General features: G+C 58.3%; 16 protein-coding genes. 4 read left to right on the top strand and 12 right to left on the bottom strand.

The window, feature by feature from the left end; genetic code table 11:
- Positions 1 to 116 precede the first annotated feature (116 nt).
- Positions 117 to 809 (bottom strand): peptidoglycan DD-metalloendopeptidase family protein, encoded by a 693-nt coding sequence (locus tag I5L79_RS00215; RefSeq protein WP_196953009.1) that lies wholly within the window; start codon positions 807 to 809, stop codon positions 117 to 119.
- A gap of 156 nt (positions 810 to 965) precedes the next feature.
- Between I5L79_RS00215 and I5L79_RS00210 the strand changes: the two genes are divergently transcribed.
- Positions 966 to 2,075, top strand: coding sequence for a ferredoxin--NADP reductase (locus tag I5L79_RS00210; RefSeq protein ID WP_196953008.1), 1,110 nt, complete (start codon positions 966 to 968; stop codon positions 2,073 to 2,075).
- A gap of 32 nt (positions 2,076 to 2,107) precedes the next feature.
- Positions 2,108 to 3,844 (top strand): M3 family oligoendopeptidase, encoded by a 1,737-nt coding sequence (locus I5L79_RS00205; RefSeq protein WP_196953007.1) that lies wholly within the window; start codon positions 2,108 to 2,110, stop codon positions 3,842 to 3,844.
- A gap of 91 nt (positions 3,845 to 3,935) precedes the next feature.
- Here I5L79_RS00205 and I5L79_RS00200 read toward each other — a convergent pair whose 3' ends face one another.
- The 6 genes from I5L79_RS00200 to I5L79_RS00175 form a co-directional block, all read right to left on the bottom strand.
- The gene (locus I5L79_RS00200; protein WP_196953006.1) at positions 3,936 to 4,529 is read right to left on the bottom strand and encodes a hypothetical protein; all 594 of its coding nucleotides are present in this window, start codon (positions 4,527 to 4,529) and stop codon (positions 3,936 to 3,938) included.
- A gap of 74 nt (positions 4,530 to 4,603) precedes the next feature.
- Positions 4,604 to 5,083: a 1,2-phenylacetyl-CoA epoxidase subunit PaaD gene (gene paaD / locus I5L79_RS00195; RefSeq protein ID WP_196953005.1), complete on the bottom strand. Its 480-nt coding sequence runs from the start codon at positions 5,081 to 5,083 to the stop codon at positions 4,604 to 4,606.
- A gap of 59 nt (positions 5,084 to 5,142) precedes the next feature.
- A complete protein-coding gene (gene paaC, locus I5L79_RS00190; RefSeq protein ID WP_196953004.1) occupies positions 5,143 to 5,895 on the bottom strand; it encodes a 1,2-phenylacetyl-CoA epoxidase subunit PaaC in 753 nt (250 codons plus the stop codon).
- A 90-nt stretch (positions 5,896 to 5,985) separates the two neighbouring features.
- Positions 5,986 to 6,612, bottom strand: a complete 627-nt coding sequence (locus I5L79_RS00185; protein WP_196953003.1) for a phenylacetic acid degradation b — start codon at positions 6,610 to 6,612, stop codon at positions 5,986 to 5,988.
- Between the two features lie 100 nt (positions 6,613 to 6,712).
- Complete coding sequence (paaA, locus tag I5L79_RS00180) at positions 6,713 to 7,711, bottom strand: 1,2-phenylacetyl-CoA epoxidase subunit PaaA (protein WP_196953002.1); 999 nt, start codon at positions 7,709 to 7,711, stop codon at positions 6,713 to 6,715.
- A 34-nt stretch (positions 7,712 to 7,745) separates the two neighbouring features.
- The gene (locus I5L79_RS00175) at positions 7,746 to 8,336 is read right to left on the bottom strand and encodes a TetR/AcrR family transcriptional regulator (RefSeq protein WP_196953001.1); all 591 of its coding nucleotides are present in this window, start codon (positions 8,334 to 8,336) and stop codon (positions 7,746 to 7,748) included.
- 186 nt (positions 8,337 to 8,522) lie between these two features.
- On the opposite strand from I5L79_RS00175, the gene I5L79_RS00170 reads away from it, so the two are divergent.
- On the top strand, positions 8,523 to 9,662 hold the full coding sequence (locus I5L79_RS00170) for a T9SS type A sorting domain-containing protein (protein ID WP_196953000.1): 1,140 nt from the start codon (positions 8,523 to 8,525) through the stop codon (positions 9,660 to 9,662).
- Between the two features lie 193 nt (positions 9,663 to 9,855).
- A complete protein-coding gene (gene thiL, locus I5L79_RS00165; protein ID WP_196952999.1) occupies positions 9,856 to 10,884 on the top strand; it encodes a thiamine-phosphate kinase in 1,029 nt (342 codons plus the stop codon).
- A 179-nt stretch (positions 10,885 to 11,063) separates the two neighbouring features.
- Here the strand turns inward: thiL and I5L79_RS00160 are convergent, their stop codons facing one another.
- From I5L79_RS00160 to rlmD, 5 genes are read right to left on the bottom strand one after another with little or no spacing between them, the layout of a single operon-like run.
- On the bottom strand, positions 11,064 to 11,438 hold the full coding sequence (locus I5L79_RS00160; protein WP_196952998.1) for a hypothetical protein: 375 nt from the start codon (positions 11,436 to 11,438) through the stop codon (positions 11,064 to 11,066).
- Positions 11,438 to 12,556 carry an acyltransferase family protein gene (locus tag I5L79_RS00155; protein WP_196952997.1) on the bottom strand — a complete coding sequence of 373 codons (1,119 nt, stop codon included), beginning with the start codon at positions 12,554 to 12,556 and terminating at the stop codon, positions 11,438 to 11,440. The genes I5L79_RS00160 and I5L79_RS00155 overlap by 1 nt, the downstream gene beginning before the upstream one ends.
- On the bottom strand, positions 12,543 to 12,749 hold the full coding sequence (locus I5L79_RS00150; protein WP_196952996.1) for a hypothetical protein: 207 nt from the start codon (positions 12,747 to 12,749) through the stop codon (positions 12,543 to 12,545). The genes I5L79_RS00155 and I5L79_RS00150 overlap by 14 nt, the downstream gene beginning before the upstream one ends.
- Before the next feature lie 3 nt (positions 12,750 to 12,752).
- Entirely contained in the window at positions 12,753 to 13,130 is a 378-nt protein-coding gene (locus I5L79_RS00145) for a hypothetical protein (RefSeq protein ID WP_196952995.1), read from the bottom strand.
- A 3-nt stretch (positions 13,131 to 13,133) separates the two neighbouring features.
- Positions 13,134 to 14,543 (bottom strand): 23S rRNA (uracil(1939)-C(5))-methyltransferase RlmD, encoded by a 1,410-nt coding sequence (gene rlmD / locus I5L79_RS00140; RefSeq protein WP_394368777.1) that lies wholly within the window; start codon positions 14,541 to 14,543, stop codon positions 13,134 to 13,136.
- Positions 14,544 to 14,649: the final 106 nt, after the last annotated feature.

Here is a 14,649-nt window from a genome sequence, read left to right as displayed (position 1 = left end):
CTTATAAACTTATGGGCACTAAAAAAAGCCTCGCACAGTACGAGGCTTTTTTGTTGAGTAAAATTGACCTCGAAATCCGTGCAATCCGAAAAATCCGCGCGAATCCGTGGTTCCCTTTACAGGTGCTTGCTCTGCAGAATCAGGTTAGGATCCGGGCATAAAGCGGCCCACTTGTCTTTCTCCTCCGGTGCCGCCACGCCGGGAAAGTCGCCGACGCGGCCCTGCAGGTCGGCAATAATCTGAAAATGGAGGTGCGGGGGCCAGTCGCCGTTTTCGGGCGCTGGGCCTACCTCGGCGAAAGCGCCGCCTTTTTCAATCACCATGCCGGGCCGCAGCAGTGCCGTTTCGCGCCGGGTGAGGTGACCGTAGAGCGTGTAGAACGTGGTGCCCGCCAGCTCATGCTCCAGGATGACGGTAGGGCCATAGTCGCCGAAGCCGGCGTTGTCCTGAGTGCTGTGGACTACCGCATCCAGGGGGGCCAGCACCGGCGTGCCGGCCCGCAGCCAGATGTCTACGCCCAGGTGCAGGGAGCGGGCGGGCTGGGCGGCGTCGCCAAACAAACCGGGGCTGCGCCGGTAGATGACGCGGTTTTCGAGGTAGCCGCCTACGCCGATAGTAGCCTGTTGTACTTCCAGCAGTTGCACTATCAGCTCCTCAAACCCGGCAGTATCGCGTAAGTCGGCCTGGACTACGAGCGGGTTGGCGGCGGTGAAATCAAGGCGGGCTACTTCGGGCGCGTTGAGGTCAACGGGCAGGATGGGTGCGAAATCGGCCTGGTGACGGCGCAGGAGGGAGGCAAGAGCGGACATAGTCGGAAAGTAAACCGGGCGGGACGCCAGAATCGTATACAGGAAAGGTGGGTGCAAGCTAAAACGTACCCGCCGGATTCGCGTAATTTGCAGCCCCGTAGCTCCTCTGGTGGAGCGGCGGCTGATTTTCCCTGTACCACCCGTTTACTTGCCTGAATGAGTTCCCCGTACCTCACGCTCAACGTTGTCGAAATCACCCAGGAAACCCCCGACGCCGCCACTATTCACTTCGAGCGCCCCGACCGGCAGCCGGTAGCCTGCCAGCCCGGCCAGTTTCTGACGCTGATTCTGCCCTGCGGCCCCGGCGGCAAAAAAGAGCGCCGGGCGTATTCGCTGAGCAGCACGCCTGGCGAAGCGCCCCGCCTAGCCGTCACGGTAAAGCGCGTTTCGGGTGGCTTGGTCAGCAACTACCTGCTCGACACGGTGCGCGTAGGTCAGCAGCTGGAAGTAATGGCACCCCTGGGCAACTTCAGCCTGCAAACCCAGCCCCAGGCCTCGCGCTCCATCGTGCTGGTAGGCGCGGGCAGCGGCATCACTCCGCTGATGAGCATTCTGAAGGCCGTGCTACGCGAGGAGCCCCGGAGCCATGTGCTGCTGGTGTACGGCAACCGCAACGAGGAATCGGTGATTTTTGGGGCGCAGCTGCGGCAGCTGGAGCAGCAGTACGCCGGCCGCCTGCAGGTAGAGCACGTGTACAGCCAGCCCACGCACGGGCCGGCCGCGCACCAGCACACCGGCCGCCTCAACCGCACCACCCTGCTGCGCATTCTGGAGCAGCGCCACCAATTTCCGCCCGCGCAGGCCGAGTACTTCCTCTGCGGCCCCGAGGGCATGATGGCCGAAGCCAAGTCGGCGCTGGAGCTGCTGGGCGTGCCTGCCGCCAATATCCGCCGGGAAAGCTTCGTGGCCGCCGCCGAAACCATGGAAGCCGCTGCTGCCCAGCCCAACGGCCACGGCGACGTATCCTCGGCCGATGACGACGGCCAGATTGTGACGCGCAACGTGACCATCAACTACGAAGGCTCCGAGTACCAGTTTGAAGTGACCCCTGCGCAAACAATTCTGGAGGCGGCCCTCGACCTCGACATTGATCTGCCGTATAGCTGCCAGGCAGGCCTGTGCACGGCCTGCCGCGGCAAGTGCCTGTCCGGCAAAGTCCATCTGGACGAGCGGGAAGGCCTGTCGGATGCCGAAATGAAACAGGGTTACGTGCTGGTATGCGTGGGCCACCCGCTCACCAGCGACGTTGTAATTGAAATCGGCTAGGCCCGGCTTAGCATCTTTAGCTTCTATTCTGGATGGATACTCTCGTCGAAACGGCCCTGGCCACCGACACCCAGCGCCCCCCGCGCCATTACCTGCCCGAAGATTTTCGGGTAACCGACTGGGCTGGCCTGGAAACCTACTTTGTAGAGCTGCGCGACCGGCCCATCCACTCGGCCGCCGAGCTGGAGCGCTGGCTGCTGGACCGCTCGGAGCTGGAAAGCATGCTGAGCGAGGACATGGCTTGGCGCTACATCCGCATGACGTGCGACACCCAGGACCAGGAACGGGCCGAGGCGTTTCAGTTTTTCGTGAGCGAGATTGAGCCCCAGGTAGCACCCTATGACCACGCCCTCAACGAAAAGATGATGGCGTCGGAGTTTCTGCCGGGGCTGGACGAGGCCCGCTACCGCGTGTTTGTGCGTTCGGTGCGGCAGGCACTGGCCATCTACCGCGAAGCCAACATTCCGCTTAAAACCGACATCAGTACCAAGCAGCAGCAGTACGCCGCTACCGTGGGCGCCATGACGGTGACGCTGCACGGCGAGGAAATGACGTTGCCCCGCGCCGCCGACCAGCTGAAAAACCCCAACCGCGCCCTGCGTGAGGAGGCCTACCGCGCCATCCAGGAGCGCCGCCTCCAGGATGCCGAGCCGCTGGACGAGCTGTTTACGGAGTTGGTGCAGCTGCGCCACCAGATGGCCCTGAATGCCGGCTTCTCTAATTTCCGCGACTATATGTTCGCGGCCCTGGGGCGCTTCGACTACACCCCCGAGGACTGTTTTGCCTTCCACCAAGCCATCCGCGAAACCGTGGTGCCGCTGATTGACGACCTGGACCTGGAGCGGCGGCAGGATTTAGCTTTAGCCGAGCTGCGTCCCTGGGACCTGGATGTTGACGTATCGGGGCTGGCGCCGCTACGGCCGTTCGAAACGGGCGAAGAGCTGCTGGAAAAAACCGTGACGGTGTTCGAGCGCCTCGACCCGTTCCTGGCCGACTGCCTGCGCACTATGCGCCAGATGGGCAACCTCGACCTGGAAAGCCGCAAAGGCAAAGCGCCCGGCGGCTACAACTACCCGCTCGACGAAACCGGCGTGCCCTTCATCTTCATGAATGCCACCAGCTCCCTGCGCGACGTGGTAACCATGTTGCACGAGGGCGGCCACGCGGTGCACAGCTTCCTCACGCGCCGCCTGCCGCTGTCGGCCGACAAGCACCCGCCGTCCGAAGTGGCCGAGCTGGCTTCCATGAGCATGGAGTTGATGAGCATGGACCACTGGGACGTATTCTTCCCGGATGCGGAGGAATTGCGTCGCGCCAGGAAAACCCACCTCGAAAGTGTGCTCGAAACCTTTCCGTGGGTAGCTACCATCGACAAGTTCCAGCACTGGATTTATGAAAACCCTAAGCACACCGAGGCCGAGCGGCATCAGCGCTGGACGGAGGTTTTCGACGAATTCAACCAGCGCACCGTGAGCTGGCAGGGGCTGGAAAGCTACAAGCCGTATCTGTGGCAGAAACAGCTGCACCTCTACGAGGTGCCGTTCTACTACATCGAGTACGCTATGGCTCAGCTGGGGGCAATTGCCGTGTGGCGCAACTTCCGTCAGAACCCGGCCGAAGGACTGGCGGCCTACAAGCGCGCCCTGGCGTTAGGCTATACTGCACCCATTGGCGACATTTATGCCGCCGCTGGCATCCGCTTCGACTTCAGCACCGAATACCTGCGTACCCTCGCCGACTTCGTGCGCGACGAAATGGCGAAACTATAGGTGCAGCCACCCATGAGCGCTAAAAGCAAAAAGCCCCATTCCCTGGGGCTTTTTGCTTTTAGTTAGAAGGACCTTCCGGAGAGGCCGTCTGCTACAGCTGAATGGTAAACAGCGGTAGGGGCTGAAGCTTGGCATACTTGCCACCTAACTCCTGCAGCTCTGGTTGGTGCAGCTGCAGATAGTCGTTGAAGTGCTTGGCTGCTCGGTCGTAGCGCACGCGGAAGCCTACCACTTCATTATCGGTTTGCTGGATGCCTTCGGTGAGGTTGCGCACCAGCTCGTTGGGCTGGCCGGCCTCGGGCAGCGCCACTGGGTACAACGCCCGCAGCAAAGAGTCCTGGGCCGCATCGTAGGCATCAATCCGCGCTGATTCCCGCATCGACTGCTGGTCGTAGCGCAAAGCCTTCAGTCGGTTGTTGGCCTGGGTAAGCTGCTGCACCTTTACGCGGTCAGTACCGGGCTGCTCGGCCAAGGCGCGGAGCACCTGACTGGTAGCGCTAAGTTTAGCGTCGTCGCTGGCTATCATCTCGGTCCAGCAGCTAGCTACCGTGTCCTGCAGCACGTCGAGCTGCACTTTCACCGCTTTGGCCGAAGCGGGGTCGAGGGGTTTGGGCGTACGGTTACAGGCGGCCGTGAAAAGGAGAATACACGCCAGCCACAAGGAGGGCTTCAGGATCAGCTTCATGCAAGCAACAAATGAAAATAAGACTTGAATAACGGCAAAAGCTGGAAAAACACTCCCAATTGAGAAGCTATTAACTATACAGGCTTGAACTGTTCGAACCCCTGACGGCAGTTGTGGCAGTAGTGCAAGGCCCGACACAACGTAGGCCCAAACGGTGAGCGAAGCTCCGTATTGTGCGAGCCGCAGTGCGGGCACTCAGCATATTCCAGAATGTCGAGGTCGATGATGCCCTGGTGGGCGGGCGGTGGTGACAGGCGAAACTCGCGGAGGGCCTGCCGGCCGCGCTCCGTCACGTCATTGCTGCTCCAGGCTTCTTCCAGCGACATTTCCACGGTATAGCCTGGCACGCCGTGTTCCCGCAGCACCCTTTCCACGTCGCGGCGCATGTAGTCCATAGCCGGGCAGCCCGAAAACGTGGGCGTCATGCGCACCGTCACATGGCCGTCAGCCCCGATCTGCACGCGGCGAATGACCCCCAGATCCACCAGGGAAACCACCGGAATTTCCGGGTCTTTCACTTCATCGAGCCAGGAAAGGATGGTGGATTCGTCCATGTTCAAGTTGGCGGTTGATAGTTCTCAAGTAATTTGTTCGGCAACCGGCAACTCAGGAATCACCAATCGGCGGTAGGGTCGAGGCGAAATACTTCGGCCATTTCGTCGAGCAGGGGTTGTAGAAACTCGGTGTGCTCCCCGTGGCGGCCACCGCCCACGGGCGTAATGGCGCTAAGGTCGGGTAGTTCCAGCTGCGTCTGGTTGAGCACGCGGCTGATGTTTTCCAGCCACTGCGCCCGCAGCACGTCTTCGCCAATGAACAGGCCTTCGGCAATAATGGCGGGCTCGGCCTCGGTTTTTTCAAACAGACCCAAAGCGTAGGGCAAGGTCAGATCCAGCGCGGCCTGGAGCTTTTCCAGGGCTTCTTCGGTGCTGGTGCCCAGCTGTCGGATCCAAGTATTGGCGTGCAGCACGTGGTACTTCAGCTCACCCTTGAGCTTGCGGGCCACTTGCGCCAGCGGCTCGTAGGAGCTGGCCGCCAGCGCCTCAAAGCGCAGCAGTTCGGCATGGTCGAAGAGAAAGTGGCGCATCAGCGAAAACGCGTAGTCGCCGATGGGCAGTTCCACCAGCTGGGAACAGTGAAACTGCGCCGCATTGCGCGTGAAAGCCACCGTATCGGGCTCCGCTTCGCCCAGCTCGTGCAACAAGGAATACAGCTGCAGCGCGTGGCCCAGCTTGTCCTGGGCCATCGACGAAAAGGCTATGTCTTCTTCCAGAATCGGGCCCAAGCCGTTCCACTCGGAGTTGCGGTGGCCCAGAATCAGCTGGTCGTCGGCCAGCCGGTACAGCAGGTCTTTTTTAGGGTCGGTCATAGAAAGAAGGAACAGGTGACAGGTACTAAGTGACACGGAGCAGGTAACAGATGACAGGTTTGTTCGGGTGGCCTGTTACCTCATTACCTCTCACTTGGTGCCTGTTTCCAGCTTGAACCGCTCAATGCGGTCCTGCACTTTGTAGGCAATGGCGTCGCGGTACTTTTTCTCGGGGGTCGTCAGCCAGATGTCCCGGTCCGCAGGGTCCAGGGTCAGCACTTCGTTCCACGGCAGCACCCACACGTTTACCACGGGGCGTTGCTCCCCGAAAGTCAGCTTGGCCTGATACAGCGCATCGGCGGCCGAGGCAGCTCGTACCAGGCCCACGTTCGTGTGGGCCTTGCCGCGCTTTTTGAGGTGAAAAATGGCGTACTCCTGGGGTTCAGCTGGCGCGTCGGCCGTTGGTACAATAGCCGAAACCCCATCGTACACCGATTCCTGGTCGCCCACGTAGGGCGTGAGGTTGATAGCGCTAGTAGGTACCACCCACATGCCGGTGCAGGCAAAGCGCCGGCTGTACTGCTCCTTGGCAAATAGAAAGGCCACATCCGCCGACGGAGCGTGTACTGGCCCTACGTAGGTGTAGGCGGCCCCGTCTTTCTTCTGGTGAAAGACCTCGAACGTCTCAAACTGGTCGAAAGCCGCCTTGGGCGTAGGTGCCGGAGCCGTATCGGGAAGCGCCAGGCGGGCTATGCGCGGGTCAAGGGAAGAAAGCATCGGGGGGTAATTATGAATTACGAATTACGAATTATGAATTCACGCAAAGGCAGTAACCGGGCGAATTCATAATTCACAATTCATAATTCAGCATTCATAATTAAGCTAACGGGCGAACTGCTTTGGGAGCCTGGCGCTTGGCTTGCAGGGCGCGGCGCACCCAGGCCCCGTTTTCCTCAGCGGCGCGGCGCACGGCCAGACGCTCCTGGTTGCAGGGGCCGTCGCCGTTAATCACGCGGCGCAGCTCTTCCCAGTCGGGCTCAGTGTATTCCCATTTACCGGTTTCCTCGTTTTTGCGCAGGTTGGGGTCGGGAATGGTCAGACCGATTTCCAGGATTTTCGGCACATACATGTCCAGAAACTGCTGGCGGCAGTCGTCGTTGGAAGCCATTTTTACCTTCCAGCGCATCAGGATTTCGGTGTGCTGGCTGGCTTTGTCGGCCGGGCCGAAGAACGTCATGATGGGCGGCCACCAACGGTTCAGCGCTTCCTGCATCATGCGCCGCTGAATGGGCGTGCCCGTCGCCATGTGCACCACGGCATCGTGGCCATACTTGAGGTGGAAGCTTTCCTCGGCGCAAATCCGCTCCAGGGCCCGGCAGTACGGACCGTAGGAGCCGCGGGCGTTGGCCATCTGATTGACAATGGCACCCGCGTCAATCAGCCAGGAAATAGCGTTGGAGTCGGCCCAGGTAGGCGTGGGGTAGTTGAAGACGTTGGAGTACTTGCTTTTGCCGTTGATAAGGTCCGTGAGCATGTCCTCCCGCGACTTGCCCAAAGTTTCGGCGGCCGAATACAAAAGTTGTGCGTGGCCTACTTCGTCCTGCACCTTAGCCATTTGGGCCATCTTGCGGCGGAAGCCTGGGGCCCGCGTAATCCAGGTGCCCTCCGGCAGCGACCCAATGATTTCGGAGTGCGCGTGCTGCTCAATCATGCGGATAAGCTGCTTGCGGTACAAGGCCGGCATGTAGTCGTCGGGCTCGATTTTCTCGCCGCGCGCAATACGGGCCTCAAATTCGGCCAGTTGCTGCGGGTCTTCGTTTTCGAGGCCGGTAGTTGCCTGGGCCGGAATGTCGTGGGTGCTGACGGAGCCGTACATAACTGGGTGGAGAAGGAAGCGTGAGAGGAAAAGCTTAATACGCTAAACCGTCGAGAAGTTGGTCGGTCAGGCGCTGGGCAATCTGGTCGGGCGTGAGCGTGCCCTCAGGGCGGTACCAGTTGGGCAGCCAGTTGAGGCTGGCCAAAAGCGTGAGAGCGGCAAAAGCCGGGTCGGGCGTATACAACTCGCCGGCCTGCACCCCCTGGGCAATCAGGGCCCGGAACTCGGCCTCGTACTGCTGGCGCAGGTGCTGAAACTCGGTGTGGGCCGGCTCGCTGAGGTGGCGCCACTCGTGCAGAAACACGGCCGAGGAAGCGGTATCCGCAATGAGCACCCGCACATGGTTTTCGATGGCCCGGCGCAGCTGAGTGGCGGCCGAAGCCGCCGGTTCGGCGGTTTGGGCCGTGCGCAGGCCGGCCATAAAGGATTCAGCCAGGTCAAAACAGACGCGGTGCAGAATCTCTTCCTTGGAGCGGATATGGGAGTAGATGCTACCGGCTTCAATACCCAGGGCCGCGGCCAGCTCGCGCATGCTGGTGGCCGCATAGCCCCGCTGTCGAAACAGCCCGGTGGCTACCTGGTCGATCTGGGCTTTGCGCGAGAGGGGAGTGGCAGTGGTTTCCATGGGGCTGCTGAGTAAACAAAGATAGGGTTCCGAACGTTCGTTAGCAAGTGTGCCTATCAGCAGGGAAGTATAGTGAAATTCCTGTTACGTTTTAGTTTGATCTTCGCAGAATACACGACGTGAGAAGTCGGTAAACAAGAATTGCACAGTATCTTTGGGCCGGTTTGTACACTTACCCATTGCACCATGAAAAAACATTACACAGTACTTTCAGCACTGCTACTCACGGCATCGGCCTCGTTCGGCCAGGCCAGTGAGCTGTTCTTTTCCGAGTATACCGAAGGCGCCCACCAGAACGGCGTGAAGTACCCCGAGTCGAACCCCAAGGCTTCGACCGGCAGTGAGCGGGCGTTGGAAATTTTCAACCCCACCAAGTCAACGGTAAATCTGGACGCATACTCGGTACGTCGCTATTCCAATGGCTCTACTACTGTAACGGAAGAGGAAAAGCTGCACCGGGCTACGGGGGAAAATACCTTACTACCGGCCGAAGTTTTCGTATTTGCCAGCGGTGAATCCTCGTTGTCGCAAATCCTGACGGTAGCCGACCAACTGAGTGCCGGACATGCTCCCGTGACCGGCCCGGATGTGCTGGTAGGTGGTGGCGTGGCTTACTTCAACGGCGACGACGCGGTAGCCTTAGTGCGCTACGCCAGCGGCAAGGCAGGCGTAGGCCCTGGTGTCATCGTGGATCTGATTGGCGTAATCGGTGAGCAACCCCTGAAAAAGGATGGCACTACCGGCGGTAACTGGAGCAGCACCAACGCTGCCGATAATACTACGGATGGTAAATCGGTTTTCGTATCGTCGGCCAACCAGTCGCTGATTCGCCGGCCCGATGTTTCGGGTGGTATCCGCATCAACCCGCTCCCCCAGAACGTACCGGGCTCGGTTCCTCCGGTCGCTAACACCGGTGGTTATGCTATTTCCGACACCTGGATGATGTACTCCACGGCCTTCAACGGCCCGGATGGCTCCAACAACCCGGCCGGCCAGGACTACTCCCGCCTGGGCTCCCACGAGTATGACTTCGACCTGGGTACCTACGACGTTACCCTGAAGACGCTTGACAAGTTCAACACCGGCATCAGCATCTACCCCAACCCGGCACAGGGCGGCAAAGTGAACATTTCGCTGCGCAACGTGAAGGTGGGTACTATCACGGTGCTCAACAATATGGGCCAGCGCATTTCGGTGCAGCCCCGCAACCAGACCGACGTGAACCTGACTCTGGACGTATCGAAGCTGAAAGCTGGCCTGTACTTCGTGCAGTGCACCAGCACCGACGGTCAGCTGACGGTCTACAAAGAGCTGGTGATTAAGTAACCACTTCTCAGGCCGTCGGCTTCAACCGCCGACTACCTGCCAAGCACGGTGCCGCTTCCCGAACGGGGAGCGGCACCATTGTTTTAGGCGCGCGCCGAAGCATAGCGACTAAGCCGGTTATCTTTGCCGTTGAGAATAGCACGGCGGCCAGTTATGGTACGGCCGCGCTGGGAATGTTGAAAGACGAAATGCCATGAGTGACGTAACCCCGTTAGATAAAGTAGGTGAGTTTGGTTTGATTCGCCGCATCCAGCAAACCGTGCAGCTTCAGCAACCCAGCACCATTCTGGGCATCGGCGACGATGCGGCTATCTTGGCGCCCGCGGCCGGGCAGGAACTAGTCGTCAGCACCGATCTGCTGGTGGAAGGCGTACACTTCGACCTCACGTTCTGTCCGCTCAAGCACCTGGGCTACAAGGCTGTGGCCGTGAATGTGTCGGATATTGCGGCCATGAACGCCCTGCCCACCCAGATCGTGGTGGCCCTAAGCGTGCCGGCGCGGTTCTCGGTGGAAGCCGTAGAGGAACTCTACGAGGGCATCCGGCTGGCCTGCGAGGCCTACAATGTGGACTTGGTGGGTGGCGACACTACCGGCAGCCGCTCGGGTCTCACCATTGGCATCACGGCCCTGGGCCAGGCCGAAGCCGGCAAGGCCGTGCGCCGCAGCGGAGCCGGCCCCAACGACCTGCTTTGCGTGACCGGCGACCTGGGTGGGGCCTACCTGGGCCTGCAGGTGCTGGAGCGCGAAAAGCAAGCCTGGCAGGCCGACCCCGAAACCCAGCCCGAACTGGCAAACTACCCTTACGTGCTCCAGCGTCAGCTCCGCCCCGAGGCCCGCATGGACGTGGTGCACGAGCTTCGCGACCTGGGCGTGGTGCCTACCAGCATGATTGATATTTCCGACGGGCTGGCTTCCGAAGTGCTGCACCTGTGCCAGGCCAGCGGCACCGGGGCCCGCGTGTTCACCGAAAACCTGCCCATTGCCAACCCCACGCTGGAAGTGGCCGAGGAGTTCAACCTCGACCCCATCATGTGCATGCTCAACGGCGGTGAGGACTACGAGCTGCTCTTCACTGTCCCGCTCTCCGACCACGACAAAATCAAGAACCATCCCGATATTACCATCATCGGCCACATGGTGGAGAAGAGCGAGGGCGCCAACCTCATTACCAAAGCCGGCCAGCCCGTGCCGCTCCGCGCCCAGGGCTTCAACCACTTTTAACCACGGAAGGAACCACGGATTCGCTCGGATTTTTTGGATTCCACGGATTTTGGGAATGACACAACCAACGCGTCGTAAATGCTGATCAACTAAAAAGCCTCGCATGTGCGAGGCTTTTTAGTTGATATAATCGTCCACAAAATCCGCTGGAATCCGAAAAATCCGAGCGAATCCGTGGTTTAATCTTCCGGGTAGGGGATGTAGACGAAGTTGGTGAACTCCTCGTCGAGCACGAACAGGCAGCAGTACTCGTCGGCGTCGCGGTAGGTGCTCTGAAAGGCTTCGATGCCATCCGGACTGATAATGCCTTGCTGCACAAACAACTCCAGGTAGCTGGCAAACACGTGCCACTCCAGGTTCAGCTCATCGGCGTTGATGAGCAGGCCGTCCAGCGGCACCTCCTGGCGGGCAAACACAAAGATGGGGTACCTGGAAATATCCCGCTTACGGATCTGCGAGGAAGCCTCGCTCAGGGTATCGGAAACGGTGGCAAAATCCTTGGTGATGGTGCCGAGGTATTTTCCGTTCAGTTCAGGGTCGTTGGTATAGTCCATCAGAAAGCTGAATTATGAAATGGTACAGCCTTAGGGAGACGTACGAAGCGGTCGGCCAAGTGTTTCCCAAGGCGGATGGCCGGGCGCTCTATCAAAATATTAAAGAGGGTAGCAGCAAGCAATGTGCTGCATACTACTGCAAATAAGAGTCCCCAGAAGGCTGCCAAAGAGGAAGGAAATGCGGCTGCTAGCTTATCCCAATGATCCATCGCATACACAACAAAAAACCAGTGCAACAGATATACGCTATAGGAAATGCGACCCAAGAACAAAAACGGCCGTTTCACTAAAGCCTGTTGCAGACGCGGGCTGTTGATGATATAGGCCAGAATAAGGGCTGCCGCGACACCCGTAAAATGAAATATATCTAGCCGCAGTAAGCCTAGCCAGTAGGTGCTGATTTCGCCCAATGGGAAAATGCGCGTGATGTGGCGCAAGGAGAATAGTGCCAGAACCAAAGCGTATATGCCGTACCGATACGGATACCAGGCGGCTTGTCGGGCGTCATAGGCAGCTATACGCCGGAAGTAATATGTTAGCCACATACCCAGGCAAAAGTGAAATAGCGGCCAGAAAATAACGGTAGAACCTAATACTAATATGCCTACAACCGCAAACTTAAACAGTTGACGGTTGAAGCGCAGCAATAAAGCTAAAAAGGGTATAAATAGCGACGCTGCCATTTCTACCTCCAAGGTCCAGGCTGGGATATATAGATCATGCTTCCCTCGGATCAGCAGGACTTCTTCAACCCAGTGATGCTTATTAGTGGCAAAATCAGAAAGCAACTGGGTAAGCCCATCGTGCCGATGGCCGTAGAGATAATATCCAGCCAAAGCAACCAACAAGGGAAGATACAGGCGTACTACCCGATTTACAGTAAAATGCTGGTAGTGGGCTCCATCAACGACTAGTGAGGCGTCAGGCTCGAAATACTTCCATGATAAAACTAACCCACTCAACACAAAGAATAAGGACACAGCGTCGCTGCCGTTAAATAAAATGGCGCCGAGTTTAAACTCCAGCGTCTCTGCCCACCGCCAACCTATGAAATGGTATATTACTACAGCAAAAGCAGCTAGGCCACGCACACTATCTAAGTACTCAATTCTTCGCATTGAACAGGCGTGGTAAAGTCAGGGTTTGTGAAGGGTTTTGTAAGCCATAAGTCTCTGGATCAGAATCTACTTCGGAATAGGCATAACTAGAAAGCAGTGAAAGCCGCTGCAGCACTCCCTGAATCTTATGCTTCCAACCCCAGAATTGGTGCGTAACGGAAGCGTTCAGTTCGGGGTCGTTGGTGTAGTCCATGACTTATTTGTTGTCTGGTAAAGCTGGGTCCCAGATATTTTGTAGGACTTCATAAGAAAGCCCTTCTTCCTCATCAATCCATTTCGTGCCTACTCTCCGTAAAACGTCCGCTTCAACTAGCTGATCAATTGTTTGGAAGGTAACATCCTGATAAGTAGCGAAAGCATTTCTGCTATAAAGGCTGCCGAATAATATCAGCGATTCAGTCATGTCGTCTATAAAACTGATTCGGTCACCTATATTCTGAAGTAAATACCAAGTGATAATGTTACTAGCAACAATTGTCCCTGCCAGTTCACGTAACTTGGTGCCGGTATCAACTCCGGAAAAGGATATAACCTCCTTTTTATCAATGTTTACCAATTCATACTGTACGCCCATAATTTATTTCAACTCTAGCAGTACCACATTCTCTACGTGGTGAGTGTGCGGGAACATATCCACGGGCTGCACTTTTACCACTTTATAGGCCTCATCCAGTAGCTCCAGGTCGCGGGCCTGGGTACCAGGGTTGCAGCTGACGTACACGATGCGGGGGGCGCGCATTTCGAGCAGGCGGGCTATTACCTCGGGGTGCATGCCGGCGCGGGGCGGGTCGGTGATGACCACGTCGGGGCGGCCGTGCTTTTGGATAAACTCAGCGTTGAGCACGTCCTTCATGTCACCGGCGTAGAACTCGGTGTTGGTAGTGCCGTTGATTTCGGAGTTGATGTAGGCGTCCTTCACGGCCGATTCCACATACTCCACACCCACGACATGTTTCGCCTGCCGGGCCACGAAGTTGGCGATGGTGCCGGCCCCGGTATATAGGTCATACACCAGCTCCGAGCCGGTGAGCCGGGCGAAGTCGCGCGTGATTTTGTAGAGGTTGTAGGCGCCTTCGGAGTTGGTTTGGTAAAAGGATTTCGGGCCGACGCGGAAGCGCAGGCCTTCCATTTCCTCGTGAATGTGCGGCTCGCCCCGGTAGCACACCACCTCCAGGTCGTGGAAGGTTTCGTTGCCCTTGTCGTTGAGTACGTAGTTGAGGGAGGTGATTTGCGGGAACCGCTCGTGCAGGAAATCCAGCAGCGGAAACAGCGCGTCGTGGGCGTAGTAGCACTGCAGAATCACCATCAGGTCGCCGGTGTTGGCCGTCCGGATGATGAGGTTGCGCAGGAAGCCCTCCTGCGTGACGAGGTTGTTGAAGGGCAGGTCGTGCTCCAGGGCGTAATCGCGCACGGCCAGCCGGATCTGGTTGCTGGGGTCGGGTTGCAGCCAGCAGTGGTTGATGTCGAGAATCTTATCGAAGCGGCCGGGCATGTGGAAGCCCAGCACGCGCCGCTCGTAGTTATGGCCGCTGTTAATCTGCTCGTTCGTGAGCCAGCCGTTGTGGCTGAAGGTGTATTCGAGCTTGTTGCGGTAGTATGTCTGGTCGGGGGAAGGCTGAATGGGCAGGATTTCAGGTAGGGCCACCTTACCAATGCGCTGCAGTGTGTCGGCCACCTGCTGGTGCTTGAACCGGAGCTGGGTATCGTAGCCCAAATGCTGCCACTTGCAGCCGCCGCAGGTGCCGAAATGCTCGCAGAACGGCGTTACGCGCAGCTCCGAATACTTGTGGAAATGCGTGGGCACGGCTTCCAGGAAGTTCTTTTTGGCCTTGGTCACGCGCAGGTCCACCACGTCGCCGGGGGCTACCTGCGTGACGAAGATGACCAGGTTCTCGCGGCGCACCAGGCACTTGCCCTCGGCCACCATGTCGGTAATTTCGACTTCGCGGAGCAGCTCCGCGGGAATGTTTTTAACGGATTTCCTCACGGAGACAAAATTAGCGCATAAAGCCCGGAGGTGCATAAGATACCTTGACCGGGAAGACTGATTACTCTAAAATCAAAGATTGCCAGGAACAAGGCCGCGTCACGGT

This window comes from Hymenobacter guriensis (assembly GCF_015773195.1).
GTDB classification, from domain to species: Bacteria; Bacteroidota; Bacteroidia; order Cytophagales; family Hymenobacteraceae; genus Hymenobacter; species Hymenobacter guriensis.
Note: the sequence above shows the minus strand (reverse complement) of the source record. Positions and strands in the feature narration are given on the sequence as shown.

Bases quoted from the DNA above. Each gene is read 5' to 3' on its own strand.
- I5L79_RS00215 (WP_196953009.1), bottom strand. From the start codon at position 809: ATGTCCGCTCTTGCCTCCCTCCTGCGCCGTCACCAGGCCGATTTCGCA.
- I5L79_RS00210 (WP_196953008.1), top strand. From the start codon at position 966: ATGAGTTCCCCGTACCTCACGCTCAACGTTGTCGAAATCACCCAGGAA.
- I5L79_RS00205 (WP_196953007.1), top strand. From the start codon at position 2,108: ATGGATACTCTCGTCGAAACGGCCCTGGCCACCGACACCCAGCGCCCC.
- I5L79_RS00200 (WP_196953006.1), bottom strand. From the start codon at position 4,529: ATGAAGCTGATCCTGAAGCCCTCCTTGTGGCTGGCGTGTATTCTCCTT.
- paaD (WP_196953005.1), bottom strand. From the start codon at position 5,083: ATGGACGAATCCACCATCCTTTCCTGGCTCGATGAAGTGAAAGACCCG.
- paaC (WP_196953004.1), bottom strand. From the start codon at position 5,895: ATGACCGACCCTAAAAAAGACCTGCTGTACCGGCTGGCCGACGACCAG.
- I5L79_RS00185 (WP_196953003.1), bottom strand. From the start codon at position 6,612: ATGCTTTCTTCCCTTGACCCGCGCATAGCCCGCCTGGCGCTTCCCGAT.
- paaA (WP_196953002.1), bottom strand. From the start codon at position 7,711: ATGTACGGCTCCGTCAGCACCCACGACATTCCGGCCCAGGCAACTACC.
- I5L79_RS00175 (WP_196953001.1), bottom strand. From the start codon at position 8,336: ATGGAAACCACTGCCACTCCCCTCTCGCGCAAAGCCCAGATCGACCAG.
- I5L79_RS00170 (WP_196953000.1), top strand. From the start codon at position 8,523: ATGAAAAAACATTACACAGTACTTTCAGCACTGCTACTCACGGCATCG.
- thiL (WP_196952999.1), top strand. From the start codon at position 9,856: ATGAGTGACGTAACCCCGTTAGATAAAGTAGGTGAGTTTGGTTTGATT.
- I5L79_RS00160 (WP_196952998.1), bottom strand. From the start codon at position 11,438: ATGGACTATACCAACGACCCTGAACTGAACGGAAAATACCTCGGCACC.
- I5L79_RS00155 (WP_196952997.1), bottom strand. From the start codon at position 12,556: ATGCGAAGAATTGAGTACTTAGATAGTGTGCGTGGCCTAGCTGCTTTT.
- I5L79_RS00150 (WP_196952996.1), bottom strand. From the start codon at position 12,749: ATGGACTACACCAACGACCCCGAACTGAACGCTTCCGTTACGCACCAA.
- I5L79_RS00145 (WP_196952995.1), bottom strand. From the start codon at position 13,130: ATGGGCGTACAGTATGAATTGGTAAACATTGATAAAAAGGAGGTTATA.